The sequence below is a fragment of the Vibrio sp. La 4.2.2 genome (assembly GCF_027586995.1).
Lineage (GTDB): Bacteria > Pseudomonadota > Gammaproteobacteria > Enterobacterales > Vibrionaceae > Vibrio > Vibrio mediterranei.
Genome location: NZ_JAPPTJ010000003.1, coordinates 486,283 through 502,266, shown reverse-complemented (window position 1 = coordinate 502,266; position 15,984 = coordinate 486,283). Strand labels below are relative to the sequence as shown.

At 44.9% G+C, this 15,984-nt stretch carries 15 protein-coding genes and 1 tRNA gene; 15 read left to right on the top strand and 1 reads right to left on the bottom strand.

All coding sequences use genetic code 11. The features are described 5' to 3' along the window. The first annotated feature begins 123 nt into the window (after window positions 1-123). From ybgC to OH456_RS08575, 11 genes are all read left to right on the top strand, one after another. Window positions 124-543: a tol-pal system-associated acyl-CoA thioesterase gene (gene ybgC, locus OH456_RS08625; RefSeq protein ID WP_006075293.1), complete on the top strand. Its 420-nt coding sequence runs from the start codon at window positions 124-126 to the stop codon at window positions 541-543. Next, on the top strand, window positions 533-1,219 hold the full coding sequence (gene tolQ, locus OH456_RS08620; RefSeq protein ID WP_006075294.1) for a protein TolQ: 687 nt from the start codon (window positions 533-535) through the stop codon (window positions 1,217-1,219). Before ybgC ends, tolQ begins: the two co-directional genes overlap by 11 nt. Further along, window positions 1,219-1,662, top strand: a complete 444-nt coding sequence (locus OH456_RS08615; protein WP_006075295.1) for an ExbD/TolR family protein — start codon at window positions 1,219-1,221, stop codon at window positions 1,660-1,662. The genes tolQ and OH456_RS08615 overlap by 1 nt, the downstream gene beginning before the upstream one ends. 13 nt (window positions 1,663-1,675) lie before the next feature. After that, on the top strand, window positions 1,676-2,698 hold the full coding sequence (gene tolA, locus OH456_RS08610) for a cell envelope integrity protein TolA (protein WP_006075296.1): 1,023 nt from the start codon (window positions 1,676-1,678) through the stop codon (window positions 2,696-2,698). A gap of 37 nt (window positions 2,699-2,735) precedes the next feature. After that, entirely contained in the window at window positions 2,736-4,064 is a 1,329-nt protein-coding gene (gene tolB, locus OH456_RS08605) for a Tol-Pal system beta propeller repeat protein TolB (protein WP_006075297.1), read from the top strand. A gap of 30 nt (window positions 4,065-4,094) precedes the next feature. Beyond that, window positions 4,095-4,619: a peptidoglycan-associated lipoprotein Pal gene (pal, locus tag OH456_RS08600; RefSeq protein WP_006075298.1), complete on the top strand. Its 525-nt coding sequence runs from the start codon at window positions 4,095-4,097 to the stop codon at window positions 4,617-4,619. Between the two features lie 84 nt (window positions 4,620-4,703). Continuing rightward, entirely contained in the window at window positions 4,704-5,492 is a 789-nt protein-coding gene (ybgF, locus tag OH456_RS08595) for a tol-pal system protein YbgF (protein ID WP_107306187.1), read from the top strand. A gap of 371 nt (window positions 5,493-5,863) precedes the next feature. Continuing rightward, window positions 5,864-6,925: a quinolinate synthase NadA gene (gene nadA, locus OH456_RS08590; protein ID WP_006075300.1), complete on the top strand. Its 1,062-nt coding sequence runs from the start codon at window positions 5,864-5,866 to the stop codon at window positions 6,923-6,925. A 116-nt stretch (window positions 6,926-7,041) separates the two neighbouring features. Next, the gene (locus OH456_RS08585) at window positions 7,042-8,073 is read left to right on the top strand and encodes a potassium channel protein (RefSeq protein ID WP_062463651.1); all 1,032 of its coding nucleotides are present in this window, start codon (window positions 7,042-7,044) and stop codon (window positions 8,071-8,073) included. Between the two features lie 161 nt (window positions 8,074-8,234). Continuing rightward, complete coding sequence (locus OH456_RS08580; RefSeq protein WP_270033278.1) at window positions 8,235-9,536, top strand: BamA/TamA family outer membrane protein; 1,302 nt, start codon at window positions 8,235-8,237, stop codon at window positions 9,534-9,536. A gap of 10 nt (window positions 9,537-9,546) precedes the next feature. After that, window positions 9,547-10,491, top strand: coding sequence for a hypothetical protein (locus tag OH456_RS08575; RefSeq protein ID WP_270033277.1), 945 nt, complete (start codon window positions 9,547-9,549; stop codon window positions 10,489-10,491). A gap of 39 nt (window positions 10,492-10,530) precedes the next feature. Here the strand turns inward: OH456_RS08575 and OH456_RS08570 are convergent, their stop codons facing one another. After that, window positions 10,531-11,100 carry a UPF0149 family protein gene (locus OH456_RS08570; RefSeq protein WP_038230123.1) on the bottom strand — a complete coding sequence of 190 codons (570 nt, stop codon included), beginning with the start codon at window positions 11,098-11,100 and terminating at the stop codon, window positions 10,531-10,533. A 111-nt stretch (window positions 11,101-11,211) separates the two neighbouring features. On the opposite strand from OH456_RS08570, the gene OH456_RS08565 reads away from it, so the two are divergent. From OH456_RS08565 to OH456_RS08550, 4 genes are all read left to right on the top strand, one after another. Beyond that, on the top strand, window positions 11,212-13,416 hold the full coding sequence (locus OH456_RS08565) for a hybrid sensor histidine kinase/response regulator (RefSeq protein WP_107306183.1): 2,205 nt from the start codon (window positions 11,212-11,214) through the stop codon (window positions 13,414-13,416). Window positions 13,417-13,831: 415 nt separating this feature from the next. Continuing rightward, window positions 13,832-14,281: an L-alanine exporter AlaE gene (locus OH456_RS08560; protein ID WP_038223284.1), complete on the top strand. Its 450-nt coding sequence runs from the start codon at window positions 13,832-13,834 to the stop codon at window positions 14,279-14,281. A 141-nt stretch (window positions 14,282-14,422) separates the two neighbouring features. Next, window positions 14,423-14,510, top strand: a tRNA-Ser gene (locus OH456_RS08555). Between the two features lie 776 nt (window positions 14,511-15,286). Beyond that, window positions 15,287-15,984, top strand: a protein-coding gene (locus OH456_RS08550) for an IS1 family transposase (RefSeq protein WP_270033275.1) whose coding sequence is annotated in 2 segments (ribosomal slippage) — window positions 15,287-15,536 and window positions 15,536-15,984 — 699 coding nt in all. Because the reading frame shifts where the segments join, the coding sequence is not laid out codon by codon here.

Genomic DNA, 15,984 nt, shown 5'->3' with positions numbered 1-15,984 from the left:
CTAATAACTTCATCAGTTGAGTGTAAATTTTGGCACTTTATTCAAAATTTTTTGTCAGCTCTTATAACAAACACAATCACTTGCGTTATATTAGAGCGCAGTATTCATTAGGAAGTTACCAGTTTGTCTCAGTTATCACCGTATTTCGAATTCCCCATCACCGTCTATTATGAAGACACCGACGCAGGCGGTGTGGTCTACCATTCGAATTATCTCAATTTCTTTGAACGCGCCAGAACCGAGTTGCTTCGTAGCAGAAACGTACACCAACGTCAGTTGCTTGACCAACAAGTAGGTTTTGTCGTTCGTCATATCGATATTGATTTTATCCGCGGTGCACGGCTAGACGACCACCTCACAGTGAAGACACATATTTCTGAATTCAAACGAGCGTCATTAACATTTCAACAAGAAATTGTTGATGAGCAAAATGTGACAATTGCAAAGGCTCTCGTTAAAGTGGCATGTATCGATAATATAAAAATGAAGCCGAAGGCTATCCCTTCGACTATCTTATTGGAGTTAAAAAACAGTGACGGCTGATATTTCGTTTGTGGACCTCATTCTAGAGGCAAGTCTACTGGTTCAATTGGTAATGTTGATTCTGCTTGGGATGTCAGTCGTATCTTGGGCGATGATCATCAAACGCAGCAAGGTACTAAAACAGGCTACTAAAGACTCCGACGAGTTTGAAGATAAGTTCTGGTCAGGTGCCGATCTTTCGCAGATCTACCAAGATGTGAAAAAAAGAAAAGACGACCTTTCTGGTACGGAAGAGATTTTCTATAGCGGCTTCACTGAGTTTTTAAGACTTCGTAAATCTAACGCTGAATCACCAGCTTTCATTATGGAAGGAACGGGGCGTTCGATGCGTGTTGCGGTTTCTCGCGAAGTAGAAGATCTAGAGACAAACCTACCATTTTTAGCAACCGTTGGTTCTATCTCTCCATATATCGGTCTCTTTGGTACCGTTTGGGGCATAATGCATGCGTTCATCGCACTGGGTGAAGTAAAACAAGCCACACTAGCGATGGTAGCACCTGGTATCGCAGAAGCACTGATCGCAACAGCAATGGGCCTATTCGCAGCTATCCCAGCAGTAATGGCGTACAACCGACTCAGTAATAAAGTAGGCAAGTTGGAGCACAACTACGCGACATTCTCAGAAGAGTTCCACAGTATCCTGCATAGACAAGCAATGGCGGGTAGGGAGCAGTAATGGCTGGCTACCAACCAAAGAAACGCAAGCTGACATGTGAAATTAACGTCGTTCCGTATATCGACGTCATGCTAGTTCTACTTATCATTTTTATGGTGACATCACCCTTCGTCACTCAAGGTGTGGATGTAGAACTACCAAAAACGTCCACCGCTAAGCCAGCAACAGAACTAGCAGGTGACAGCGACGCAAGTTTTATCATTGTTGAAGTCGACCGTGATGGTAATTTTGGTTTGAGCGTTAATAACGAAGACATGCAAAGAGGCCTTAGCTTACAAGACATTATTGTTCGCGTTCGAGCTGAGCTGTCGATCAATCCAAACTCGCCAGTGGCAGTAGGCGGTGATGCAGCTACCCCTTACGCAGAGGTAGTGTTGTTGTTAGATGAGTTAAGTCAGGCAGGTATCCCAAAAGTGGGCCTACTAACCGATATCAGGGAATAGTCATCGCAACGGTATGAAAAGCAATAAGAAGAATAATTCTAGCTACGGAAAGCCAATAGCGATCTCTTTGTTTGCTCACTTGATGCTGGTTGTCGCTTTATTGTGGGGGACAGACTTCACGATGAATAAAGCGGAGCCAACAGGTATGGTGCAAGCAGTGGTCATCGACCCTGCTAGAGTGCGTCAACAAGCGCAAGAGATTCGCAAGCAGCGCGAAACCGCAGCTAAAAAAGAACAAGACCGCCTTGATAAGTTACGCCGTGAAAGTGAGCAACTGGAGCGTAATCGCAAAGCAGAAGAAGAGCGCATTCGCAAGTTAAAACAGCAACAAGCGAAAGATGCTCAAGCAGCGCGTGAGGCGGAGAAACGCCGCGAAGTGGAAAGGCAGCGCGCTGCAAAAGCTGAAGCTGAACGTAAAGCCAAAGAAGAAGCTGTTCGTGTTGCTGAGCAACAACGAGTCGCTAAAGAGGCGGCGATAGCTAAGGCAGAGAAAGAACGTTTAGAAAAAGAACGAGCGATCAAAGAAGCACAACAAAAAGCCCAGCGTGAGAAAGAAGCTGCTGAGCGTGCCGAAAAAGAACGTATTGCTAAAGAGAAAGCCGCCAAAGAAGCAGCAGAAAAAGCCAGGATAGAGAAGGAGCGTTTGCAGCAACTTGAGCGTGAGCGCAAGGAGCAAGAAGCCGCTCTAGATAACATTTTCTCTGGTCTTGAAAGTGAAGCGGCTCTGAATACTAGTGCGCGCTCTAAACACGTTGCATCAGAAGTACAACGTATGGGCGCAATCTACACTCAGCTAATTCAACAAAAGCTGCTTCTTGAGGACAGCTTTCGGGGAAAGCAATGTCGAGTTAACTTGAAACTGATACCTGCGGGTAACGGCGCTATCGCTGGTCAAGTTGCAGTACTCGATGGAGATAGCAGACTTTGTGCCGCGACTAAGCGTGCGATAGCTCAGGTTGGAACCTTCCCGCTTTCAAAAGAAGCGGATGTGAACCAACAACTTAAAAATATTAATCTGACCGTAGTTCCAGAGTAAAAAGGAAGACCTCGTGATTAAGCGAATACTATTAGGAATGGCATTAGTGCTGAGCTTCGCTGCTCAGACTGCAAATGCCGCTTTAGAACTTGTCATTACCGACGGTATTGATTCCGCAAGACCTATCGCCATTGTCCCATTTAAGTGGGAAGGTGAGGGAAAACTTCCTCATGATGTTTCGGCCGTGATTGCATCAGACTTACAACGAAGTGGTAAGTTTAGTCCTGTAGCAACCAGCAAAATGCCGCAAACGCCTTACGATGCGTCAGACATAAACTTCGAGGCGTGGACATCAATTGGTGTTGATTCGTTGCTAACGGGTACCATCGTGAAAAACGCAGAAGGTAACTACGAAGTAAGCTACCAACTGGTTGATGTAGTACGCGGTCAATTGACTGGGGGCAAATCAAAGGCTCTAAGTGATGATGGCCAACTGGTTCTGTCGAACGATCACGTCCTATTCAAGAAGAAAGCAACCGTTCCAGGTAATCGCCTACGTGAATATGCTCACCGCATTTCTGACCTTGTTTATGAAGAACTAACTGGTGAGCGTGGCGCATTCTTAACTCGAATTGCTTATGTCGTTGTTAATGACAAAGATCAGTACCCGTATCAAATGCGTATTGCTGACTATGATGGCTATAACGAGAAGCTTGTTCTACGTTCTAAGCAGCCACTAATGTCTCCGGCTTGGTCTCCAGATGGGAAAAAACTTGCCTATGTAAGTTTCCAAAACGGGCAAGCTGAAATCTTCATCATGAACATCTACACCGGTAAGCGTGAAAAAATTACGTCATTCCCACGTCATAATGGTGCGCCAAGATTTTCTCCTGATGGCAAGACGTTAGCGTTAACACTATCAAAGACTGGGCAACTGCATGTATATACGTTAAATCTTGAAACAAGAAAACTACGTCAAATTACTAGCGGTAGGTCAAATAATACAGAACCGTTCTGGAAACCAGACGGCAAATCCCTTATTTTTACGTCGGATAGGGGTGGTAACCCTCAGATTTATGAAGTAAATTTGTCCGACGGTAAAACCAAACGTATCACATGGCAGGGTAGACAAAACCTCGGTGGGCAGATCACCCCTGACGGTCGCTACCTCGTGATGGTAAATCGCTCGAACTCTGGATTTAACCTTGCAAAACAAGACTTAGAGACAGGTTCAGTGCAAATCCTCACGAAAACACTGCTAGATGAGTCACCAAGCATCGCACCAAATGGTGGCATGGTGATATACAGCTCTATTTATAACAAAACTAACGTCCTTTCTATGGTCTCCATTGATGGACGATTTAAAGCTAGATTACCGGCTACAAATGGGCGTGTAAGAGCCCCAGCATGGTCACCGTTTTTATAGCAATTAAATTTTTAGGTTAAGGAAATAACAATGCAATTAAACAAAGTTTTTAAGGGGTTGCTAATCGCACTGCCAGTTCTTGCGATGACAGCATGTAGCTCAACTGATGACGCTGCGTCATCAACAGGTGCAGAAACTTCTAACCAACAACAGCAAGAAACTGTTGTTGCTACTCCAATCGATGAGAATGCACAACTTTCTGAGCAAGAGCTAAAAGAAAAAGCGCTTCGTGAAAACCAAACTATCTACTTTGCGTTCGATAACTCTACAATTGCTGGTGACTACGAAGATATGCTTGCAGCACACGCAGCATACCTAAGCAAAGACCCATCACTAAAAGTGACTATCGAAGGTCACGCTGATGAGCGCGGTACACCTGAGTACAACATCGCACTAGGCGAGCGTCGTGCACAAGCTGTAGCTAAGTACATCCAAGCTCTTGGCGTACAAGCTGACCAAATCTCTATCGTAAGCTACGGTGAAGAGAAACCACTAGTACTAGGTCAATCTGAAGACGCGTACGCGAAAAACCGTCGCGCAGTTCTAGTTTACTAATTCAATCTGCTTAAGATTGTTGAGTCGCAGCCCTTGCGCTGCGACTCATTGTTTTAAGCCACGGCAATTGAGGTAATAACCTTTATGAACAGTAACATTAAGCGCGTTGTTACGCTTACGTTACTAGCCGGCGCAGCAAGCACAGCTTACGCGACAAAAGCACCGGTTACCGACTTGAGCGCAACATCTTCCTCGGCAACTGCTGCCTCTATTTCAGCAGCCCATGCTGCAACCAATGAAACTGACGTTCAACGCTTAGAACGCCTGCTTCAAAACCGAAACCGAGTTCAGTTGCAAATGCAGCAACAGCTCGATGAAATGACGCAAGAAATCGCAACTCTACGTGGTCAGTTAGAACGCAACAGTTACGATATGGAGCAAATGTTGCAGCGTCAGAGAGAACTATTCATTGAGATCGACAAACTTCGCTCTCAAGCAAGCACGTCCGCAGTCCCAGTTCCTGTAGCAAAAGACAGCACAGCACCTCAAGGCAAATTCAGCACAGACGCTGATGAGCAAACTGCCTATCAAAATGCTGTAGACCTTATCCTGAAAAAACGTGACTACGCAGGTGCTATCGAAGCATTCAAGCAATTCCAAAAAGACTATCCAAACTCAACCTTTATGCCGAACACGCATTACTGGTTAGGTCAGCTTTACTTTGCTAAACGCCAAGATTCAGAAGCAGAAAAGAGCTTTAAAGCGGTATTAGGCTTTAAAGAATCCAACAAACGTGCAGATGCACTGGTTAAATTGGGCGATCTAGCGAAGCGTGGCAACAAAGCAGCAGAAGCGAAAAAGTACTACGAGCAAGTAATTGCTGAGTACCCAGGTAGTTCTTCTGCGAAAGTTGCTCAGTCTAATTTGAAGTAATAATCAGACAAGTGCGTTGTCGCTTTTATAGCCGGGCGCCTGCATTGGCGGGCGTTCACCTAAAGCGATCCCAACCACACAAGGCTAGTCATTCCTGCGTAGGCAGGAATCTACTAAAAGCGCGTTCAGTACTCGCTGGAATAAGATCCCTGCCTCCGCAGGGGTGACGTTTAAAGTAGCTGCTGTGCGAGTTGTGGATGCAATTGTTTTCTCTACCAACCTCAACGCTTCTTTATAACCCATCACACTCTTAGCCCGATGCGGCCACTTTCTATTCAACTTTGGTCGATTACATCTGGCCTGCCTTTGTCCTTGTAGGAATATCCGTGTACAATGCTCGGACTATTTGGAAGTAGCATAGAGCATGCGCTATGAGCCACATCTTAGACACTATTGATACGGTATATCCGTTTCCCCCTAAGCCTGTTCCTCTAAGTGATGACGAGAAACAGCAATACATTGCCAACATCAAAACGCTATTAAAACAAAAAGACGCGGTTTTGATTGCACACTATTACACCGATCCTGAAATCCAAGCTCTTGCAGAAGAGACGGGTGGTTTCGTGGGTGATTCTCTTGAAATGGCGAAGTTCGGTAACCGCCACGATGCGTCGACGCTGATCATTGCTGGCGTTCGCTTTATGGGCGAATCAGCAAAGATCCTAACGCCAGAAAAACGCATTCTGATGCCAACTCTAGAAGCGGAATGTTCTTTAGACCTTGGCTGTCCTGCGGACAAGTTCACTGAATTCTGCGATGCGCATCCTGACCACACGGTTGTGGTTTACGCCAACACCTCTGCAGCCGTAAAAGCACGAGCTGACTGGGTTGTGACATCAAGTATCGCCCTTGAAATCGTTGAGCACCTAGACGCTGAAGATAAACCAATTATTTGGGGGCCAGATCGTCACCTAGGTTCGTACATCGCGAACCAAACTGGTGCAGACATGCTTTTATGGCAAGGTGAGTGTATCGTCCATGACGAGTTCTCTGCCAAAGCATTGAAAGACATGAAGTCAGTTTATCCAGATGCAGCAATTCTAGTACACCCGGAGTCTCCGGCTAGCGTAGTTGAACTGGCGGATTCTGTTGGTTCTACCAGCCAGCTAATCAAAGCAGCCAAAGAGCTACCGCACAAGCAGATGATTGTTGCGACCGACAAAGGCATTTTCTTCAAAATGCAGCAAATGGTGCCAGAGAAAGAACTGATCGAAGCACCAACAGCAGGCGCTGGCGCAACATGCCGCAGCTGTGCACACTGTCCTTGGATGGCGATGAATGGTCTACGTGCCATTGAAAAAGCACTGAAAGACGGCGGTGAAGAGCACGAAATCTTTGTAGATGACGAGCTACGCGTTAAGTCGCTGATTCCTTTAAATCGCATGTTGGACTTTGCTGAGCAACTGCAAATTAAAGTGAAAGGCAACGCGTAACCACCAAAGTTAACGCCGTTCTCAAAAAACCAGTCTTCGGACTGGTTTTTTCGTATATGTTGTTCGCCATTTTCATATATGCTTAACACATAATCCGTCTACGAATAGGGAAGTCAGTGGCGATTTGGTTACAACTCAGAAAATGGTTTCATTCTCATCTGTTCGAACTCAGGTTTAAAAGCTTAGCGGCCGCCATTTTGCTTTATGCTGGCTTATCATGGGTATTACTCAGAGCCAGTGGCGAAACAGACCTGACGGTTCCTATTTCTCAGTTCATCTATTTTATCGTCGTTACCGCTTCAACGGTTGGTTATGGCGACTTATCTCCAACGACGGAAGCAGGTCGTTGGGTGGCTATCTTATTTGTCATCCCTGGGGGACTAATGTTGTTTGCGGCGTTACTTGGCCGTTTAGCAGCACTCGGGCTCGATTCTTGGCGTTCTGGACAACTCGGTAAAAGGAAAGTAACTGTGGAAAATCATATTCTAATGTTGGGTTGGAATGGTCAGCGTACTATTCATCTTATTCGTATGTTGCAACATGAAGAAACAGGTCGCAGACCTATAGTGTTGTGCAGTCGTTCGGATATCGAAAACCCGCTTCCCGGTGAGATTTCTTTTGTCAAAGTGAACAGCTATACCGACGGACGAGAAATGGAAAAAACCAACATCGAAACCGCTAGTTGTATTCTTATTGATAATCCCGAAGACGATATAACCCTCTCTGCGGCCCTTTATTGCTCAAACCGCAACCCTAATGCTCACCTGCTGGTTTATTTCAAAGACGAAGCGCTGAGCGACCTTCTACATCAACACTGTCCAAACTCTGAATGTATCCCAGCTGTAGGAGCGGAAATGCTTGCTAAGGCTGCGGTTGATCCTGGTTCAAGTGCCTTACATCAAGAGCTATTAAGCTCAACACGAGGCATGACGCAATACTCGGTTCACTACCCAAGCGATGCTCCAGACTCATCGGTCGAAGCCTTGTTCAACTGGATGAAAGTAGAGTACCAAGCGACTTTAATCGCAGTGGATGTAGGAAATGGCATCATTCTTAACCCAGATCTCGAACAATCCATTTCCGCAGGCAATAAATTGTTCTATATCGCCGACGAGCGAATTGACAATTTTTCTTGGAAAAACCTCTAGCCACAAGCCTATGTCATCAAATTGTTCATCGATATTCGGAATGTGAATAATTTGAGAAAGAAAAATATCTTGATACGGAAATGTGTTCTGTTTATTATGCGCGCGCTTTTTTGAAAAAATGAATGAACGTTCATTCATTGATTATGGGAACCTTACAATTCATGCGCGTAAATTTGCTGTCGCTACTTGTCCTTTCTGCTATCGCACCATCTATTGTGGCCGCGACAGAAGATGTCGTTATACCTAACTATGCTCAACTTGAAACCAAGAAAGAAGACATGGTGTTCGAACACGACGTTACTAAAGCAGACACTAAGGTAGACGAATACGATGACGCTATCTCAAAACTAAAAGACGACAATACCGATAGCCGCTATTCAGAGACCATCTCAGATCTAAAGTACGCAAAAAAATACTACCGTGAAGTGAATGGGTTACCCATGTTCAGCTTCCTAGGTGGACCTGCATTTACTCCGGAACAAGGTGTACTTGTTGCGGTAGGTGGTTTGTATTCATTCAAAACCGACCGTGAACAGCAACAACTGCAACGCTCAAGTGTCTCGGCATTTATCATCGGTAACTATGTTGATTCGGAAGTAGGCTATGGTCTACGAGCTAAACATGACCTGTTTTGGAATAACGATGATATTCAATTCCAAGGCGCATGGAACGCAGGTACTCAAGGCAAACACTATTGGGGCATCGGCTATGATGCCGCGCAGCAGTTTGATTTTGGCGATGTCACTCAATACAAAGCCAACACCAACAATTATAAAGGCAATTTGATCTTTCGAATGGTCGACAACTGGTTTGCGGGCCCCGCAATAAAGCTGAATTACTTCAGTCCAACCACCGAACCTGATTCGGCGATATTGGATGAGAATTTTAACGAGTTCAAAGATAAACCTTTTACATGGGGTCTAGGTGGCAGCATTCAATACGATTCTCGTGACGTTGCTGTTAACCCTTGGAGTGGCTCTTTGTTTAGAACAGAGGTGCTGCTGTATAGCGAAGCACTAGGCAGTCAAGCTGAGTACCAGAAACTGGACGTGGAATATCGAACTTTCCACAGTTTCCAGAAGGGTCGAGTGTTGGCAGTGCTAGGTCGATTCCAACAAGCTTTTGGCGATACGCCCTATTACGACATGCCTGAACTAGGCGGCGCAAACTCGATGCGCGGTTACTATCAAGGCCAATATCGTGACAAGGTGACGGCAGAAGTAACCGCTGAATACCGACATACATTCCGTCGTAGCTCAGGCGCGCTATCTAACCATGGCATTACCGCATGGACGGGCGTGGGCTCGGTGGGAGAGTCTGTCGAAGATTTATCGGGACACGCTATTTTGTCTTATGGCATTGGCTATCGCTATGAACTTCAACCGCGCATGAATATCCGCCTTGATTTAGGGATGGGTAAACATGGCTCGGCATTTTATTTCAACTTTACTGAAGCTTTTTAGGTAAACCGTTTTGATTAGATTACTAACCATACTCGTTCTTACATCCTTTTATATGGTATTAAATACTGTATATGCAGCGAGTGATGAACTGAAACAACAAGTAGAAAGAGAGAAGAACCAAGCGCACTGGAGTGGTCTACCGGTTTGGGGTGAGCAGGCTCGTGACCTAGGTTATGAGTTACCGATTCCCGTTGGTTTTGGCATCTATATGAACTCTCAAGATGTTGAGTATGTGGCGACGGATGATTTCAAAATTGACGCAACAGGTGGGCTACTTGGCGGTCGTAACAAGCCTAATCACTATGTCGTACCAGCAGATGATGTATCGATTAAAGGGTCTGATAAGAGTGTTCAGCTTAGACTTGACGCATGGGTATTTCCATTCCTAAATGTTTATGGTTTAGCAGGCTATACCGAAGGAAATAAGGAGATCAGCGCCGATCTTTCCAATGCAACACGTAATGGCAAACCGTTTCCTGTACCAGCGACCATACCAATCAACATCGAATATGAAGCCTACAACTTAGGTATTGGTGCGGTACTTGCGACGCAGTTTGAAGTGATCGATGGATTCAACCCAATTATTGTCACGGCAGCGGGTGCTGTAACCAATGCTTGGACCACCACGACAGACAGTACCATTTTAACCAAAATCGGTGCGGTGCGAGTTGGTCAGCGTTATGACGTACCTTACGGTAAGCTAACGATGTTATTGGGTTATCAGTATCAGAGCATTGAGCAGAACGTGACAGGTAGCTTAACCGACTTGCAAGTTGGTGGTTTGAACCTTGCTGATGAACTGCGCTTTGACGTAAACCTAAAAAGCAAAGAAACATCCAACATGTCACTCGCAGCAGTCTACGACTTTGGCTATGAGAAAGAGTGGAACTTAATGGCGGAATACAGCTTCCTGAACTGGAATCAGCTGATTGTGTCGATGGGTTACCGTTTCTAAAAATAATAAAAAGCTCCTCATTATGAGGAGCTTTTTGCATTACTGCTGCTCAGCTAGTACCGCGCCTTTTTGCGTAATGCCACAAAGCATCATTGGCATGGCATTATAGATTTCAGCAAACTGCTCCAAACCTTCAATACCTTGTGCTTGTAGCGTTGCGATAGATGTCTCTGGGTCGTAAAGCATGCTCAATGACAGTAGCACGCCGCCTAACAGAGCGTTGTCTTCACTGTGCTCTGGCATGATGGTTTCCCAGTCATCTCTAGCCAATTGCCAACCTTGAAGAACACCTTCGCAGAAGTCTTTGGTTGCCAACGTCACGATCTCTTCTTCGTCTAGTTCACAACCTTCTGGCCACTGCCATTCGCCGTCTAATAGAGCAGGGCGGAAGTCGTTCCACAAGCCAATAATTGCTTGTGCGTAAGTTTCTAACTGCTCACCGGATGTGAATGGTGCTACTTCCTCACCACCCCACAGAAACGGTAGCCACTCTTCAGGTGGTAACGTATGTGGCGCAGCGGCCATCGAGGTGACAAAGCCTTGTGTTTGCGCTTCGTTAAGAAGTTTACCTTCTAACTCAGGAAGGGAAAGTATGTCTTTTAATGTCAAAATGCTTTACCGTAAAGGCGAAAATGATGCTTAATAGTAACAAGCTACAGACGAATAAAATAGACGAATTTATCTGAGTCGAACAAGAAGAAAAGGATCGCTTCTCTAGTTATGGTTATCAACGAGTCTCTCAAAAAGAAAAGTGTCGTCGCGCTAGCGCTGTACCTAGCTCTGTTTATCGCGGTATTCGGAAGCATCACCTATATGGTGGTGGAGTCTCCAGTTCGTGCCAAGCTAGAAGAAAACCTCGATATCAAAAACGAGTTTCTCGCCGCCGAGATCTCTGCGCCACTTTCCAGCTCTGTGGGTGTATTGAAAAGTATCGTCGCTATGGCGCAGTCCATTGAAAACCGCACCGCACTCGATGAAGCACTCTGTCAGGTATTTAAGCTCAATGATGGAATCGCCGTGAGTGGTGGCATTTGGCCCGAACCGTATTCTGTAGACCCCAACATTAAACTCACCAGCCTGTTCTATAACCGTACCAGTGATGGAACGGTGGATAAAATTGATCTTTGGAACAACCCCGAAGCCGACGGCTATCACCTAGAGCCATGGTACACCTCAGTAAAAAATCAGCCTGTGAATACTATTACATGGTCTGAGGTGTACATCGATCCTTATACCCACGTGCAAATGATCACGGCTTCAGCGCCTTATTACTTAAATGGTCAATTTGCCGGAGTTGCTACCGTCGATCTTTCATTGGAAAACCTAGTGAAATTCGTCAAAAGTAAAGCAAGAGAGCACGATCTTGGAGTGATCGTGCGCGATACGAACAATCATGTGATTACCGAGCACAACTTCCGAGTAGGGCGTGATATTTACGTCAGTCAACGTCAATTTGGTGATTTTGATTGGAGTCTAGAAGTCGTCAATGCGAGACGACTGGTATCTGATCAAGTGTCAGACATCGTAATGGCAGTCGAGTTGGGTATCGTGCCGGTCATGCTGCTTTGTTTGATGTTTGGCTATTACCTTATTAGCCAATATCTCATTAAGCCGATTACTGATATTGCTAAGAAAGTCGATGAGTCCAAAGAGGGCGGCAGTATCGATATTAACTATCAAAGCCCGGACGAGATTCGCTACCTAATCGACACCTTCAATGAAAAAACCATTTATTTAGACCAAGAACGCGTCAAAGCGCAGGCTTCCACTAAAGCAAAAACGGCGTTCCTAGCCACGCTCTCTCATGAAATCCGAACACCGATGAACGGCGTATTGGGCACCGCTCAAATCTTACTTAAAACCGACCTTAACCTAGAGCAGCGTAAACTACTCAAAACCCTTTATGATTCAGGTGATCATATGATGTCTCTGTTGAACGAGATATTGGATTACTCGAAGATTGAGCAAGGGCACCTTGAGCTTGAAAATCGCCCATTCCCGCTGAGCTCCATTATTGGCAGTATGCACAGCGTTTATCACACCTTATGCAATGAGAAAGGGCTACGTTTTAGCGTCTTCTCGGAAGTTGATGAAACTCGCTGGTATTCCGGCGATAAAGCGCGCCTGCGTCAAATCCTATTTAACTTGCTCAACAACGCGGTTAAGTTTACTTCGCAAGGAATGGTTGAAGTTTATTTGTCTGAAGAAGTGAATGATGGAGTGACGGCGCTCGTTATCCGAGTCAAAGACACCGGAATAGGAATCTCACCCGACGCGCAAGCAAGAGTGTTTAAGCCATTTGAGCAAGCCGAATCGAGCACCACACGCCGCTTTGGTGGTACTGGACTTGGTCTTGCGATAGTGCAAGAGATTACACACTGTATGGGGGGCAACATCACGCTAACCAGTCAGGAAGGGATGGGATCTGAGTTTACGGTTCGCGTCCAACTTGAACCATGCAAACCGAAAGCGTTAGATGTTCATATTGAACGTCACCTCGACTATCGTGGGCTCAAAGCGCTTATCGTCGAAGATAATCGTACCAACACCATCATCATCGAGACTTTTATGAAGCGCAAAGGCTTTATCACTTCCTCGGTAGAAAACGGCGAACTGGCGCTAAAAGCTGTCTCCACCCAACAGTTTGATCTTATCTTAATGGATAACCATATGCCGGTTATGGATGGGGTAGAGGCTATCGCGGGTATCCGTAATATGCTCGGCCGTGAAAAAGATACCTTGATCTTTGGTTGTACCGCCGATGTCTTTAAAGAGACTCGAGAGCGCATGTTAGGCGCTGGCGCCGACTTTATTGTTGGTAAGCCCATTGATGAAAGAGTATTAGACGACGCTCTGTATCAATACGCCAACAAGCTATTCCAGTTCTCAAGCAAACGCCGTTCGAACGTAGAGCCTCTGCGTTAAACCTTCGTAGTGACGCTGTTATTGGCGTCACTGCACCGTCCTAGCTTGTTATTCAACTCATTAGATTTCATAAAACACCCATTACGGCACCATCCACCCCATAAGCCTGAGTAAACTCTGCTTAGCCAAGAGCATCTAATTGTTTAGAGCTGTAACTATTGTACATAACGTGCCACTAACTCACTGAATATCAGTGGTATAGTCAATAAATGTAATCAAATTACAACAAATAGCGAGTTTATCTAGTTTGAACTTTAAAATTGGTGATTAATTTACCAAGTGACTTTAAATACGGTATGTAAAACTACCAAATTGGTGTTCTAATAGCGACGAAATCTAGATAGTAAAAGATATCTAGTTATATGAATTGCCAAAAGCATTTTTTGATAGTTTATTATTCCGCGAGATTCCTGAATTGAAACCTAAAGCTCCTTTTTGTATTCGTAACGCCGCAGCAGACACTTTTGCTATGGTCGTCTTCTGTTTCGTCTCTGGCATGCTAATCGAAGTATTAGTATCTGGCATGACGTTCGAACAGTCACTGGCATCACGTTTACTGTCGATCCCCGTTAATATTGCAATTGCATGGCCATATGGCGTTTTCCGTGACTGGGCACTAAGACAAGGCGCGAAAGTATCAGGTTCGGGCACCATGAAGGCCATTTCAGACCTAATCGCCTATGTAGCATTTCAGTCGCCAGTATACGCAGCGATTCTATTTACTGTAGGCGCATCGACTGACCAAATCATCACGGCAGTATCGAGTAACGCAGTAGTATCATGCGGAATGGGCGTACTTTACGGCTACTTCCTAGACCTATGTCGCCGCTGGTTTCGAGTACCGGGTTACTACCAAAGCGTCTGATTTGCCGATCATTTGATCGAATTAATCACAAAGTAAGCAAACAATTAAAAAAGAGCGCTTTTTTCCCGATTTGCACTTGACCCCATCAAGGATAATCATTAAATTAGCGCCTCGTTAGCCAACAGCGTTAACAAACAATACGGTGAGTTGTCCGAGTGGCTGAAGGAGCACGCCTGGAAAGTGTGTATACGGCAACGTATCGAGAGTTCGAATCTCTCACTCACCGCCAAATTCTTGAAAAAAGACGTCTTAGGACGTCTTTTTTTGTGCTTGTTAATCAGCAAAATCAGCTAGTTACTGTATATTCTAGTTCGATATCGTCTTCTTATATCGAACAAAGTAAGTAATGCTATAAGCGAAGGTATTACTTCAAACTAGATTGAATATTAGTGAACAGCATAGTTGAGAAGTAACATTTAGAGAATAACTCGTCGTGTTACGGTCATGCATTCACTTTTAACTTTTTGTATTTAAATGCTTTTTATCGAAAAAGTAATACTTTGCTTTTTGTGAGGAACCGAAGGAGTCACTAAACTCCAAGTATTACTTTGCGACACTTCCACCACTCCTATTCTCTTGAAAACTTTGATACTGATCAGCTGTTCAGTCCCAAGGTATGCTGTAACGTCTTTGTGAGAGCTTTGGCCTATTGAGTGTTGTCGAGATACACTATGTGTACTCAACCGGTCTTATGTTTCGCTGAACTGCCTTTTAAGATGTGTTTGTAACAGGCTTCAGTGATGTTGGACTTTACGTTGCTTGAACTATAATTTGGTAAAAGGCGCTGAATTTCATTTTCAATAGACGGCACGATTGCTTACCCTGGGCAGGTGAATTTTTTGAAGAACAGGTAACCAAGCGGCTAATGTAGTGAAGGTCAATCTGAAAAACTCATCGGAGTAGGAGAGTCAGTAATGACGGAAGGTGCACTTATTTATCGGTCGTGACTCAAATCTGTAGAATTATGTTAATCTACACAGCCGATTTATGATTGTTTTTGTATTCATGGCTACCACCCAAGTCCAATGTCGTTTCTGCAATAAAACTGACCCTGTCCGCAAGCATGGAAAGGGTCATTCTGGCTTTCCTCGTTTCAGGTGTCTTGACTGTAGGAAAAGCTTCCAACTCGATTACGTCTACGAAGCTCGTAAGCCAGATGTGAAAGAGAAAATTGTTGATATGGCGATGAATAGCTCTGGCGTCAGGGAGACGGCTCGAGTGTTAAATGTCGCGTACAACACGGTATTGAGCACTTTAAAAAACTCTCGCCAAGACAAGTGACCTCGATTTCTTTCGATAGAGCTAACATCACTCTGATTTGTGAAGTGGACGAACAATGGTCGTTTGTAGGTAATAAGAAAAACCGTCGATGGCTCTGGTATGCATGGGAGCCACGTTACAAACGCATCATTGCTCACGCATTTGGCAAACGTAATACTGATGCACTACGGTCGCTTCTTGCTTTACTGAAGCCTTTCGATATCAGTTTCTTTTGCACAGATGACTTCAGCGTCTACACGAAAGAGTTACCAAGAGAAAAACATATTGTAGGTAAAAGATACACTCAGCGAATTGAGCGAACCAATCTGACGTTACGTTCGAGATTAAAGCGGCTTGTACGCAGAACGATAGGCTTTTCAAAATCAGAAGAAATGCATGACAAAGTTATAGGGACGTTTATCGAGCGGGAATTCTACATATAA

Bases quoted from the DNA above. Each gene is read 5' to 3' on its own strand.
- OH456_RS08615 (WP_006075295.1), top strand. From the start codon at position 1,219: ATGGCTGGCTACCAACCAAAGAAACGCAAGCTGACATGTGAAATTAAC.
- tolA (WP_006075296.1), top strand. From the start codon at position 1,676: ATGAAAAGCAATAAGAAGAATAATTCTAGCTACGGAAAGCCAATAGCG.
- tolB (WP_006075297.1), top strand. From the start codon at position 2,736: ATGGCATTAGTGCTGAGCTTCGCTGCTCAGACTGCAAATGCCGCTTTA.
- pal (WP_006075298.1), top strand. From the start codon at position 4,095: ATGCAATTAAACAAAGTTTTTAAGGGGTTGCTAATCGCACTGCCAGTT.
- ybgF (WP_107306187.1), top strand. From the start codon at position 4,704: ATGAACAGTAACATTAAGCGCGTTGTTACGCTTACGTTACTAGCCGGC.
- nadA (WP_006075300.1), top strand. From the start codon at position 5,864: ATGAGCCACATCTTAGACACTATTGATACGGTATATCCGTTTCCCCCT.
- OH456_RS08580 (WP_270033278.1), top strand. From the start codon at position 8,235: ATGCGCGTAAATTTGCTGTCGCTACTTGTCCTTTCTGCTATCGCACCA.
- OH456_RS08565 (WP_107306183.1), top strand. From the start codon at position 11,212: ATGGTTATCAACGAGTCTCTCAAAAAGAAAAGTGTCGTCGCGCTAGCG.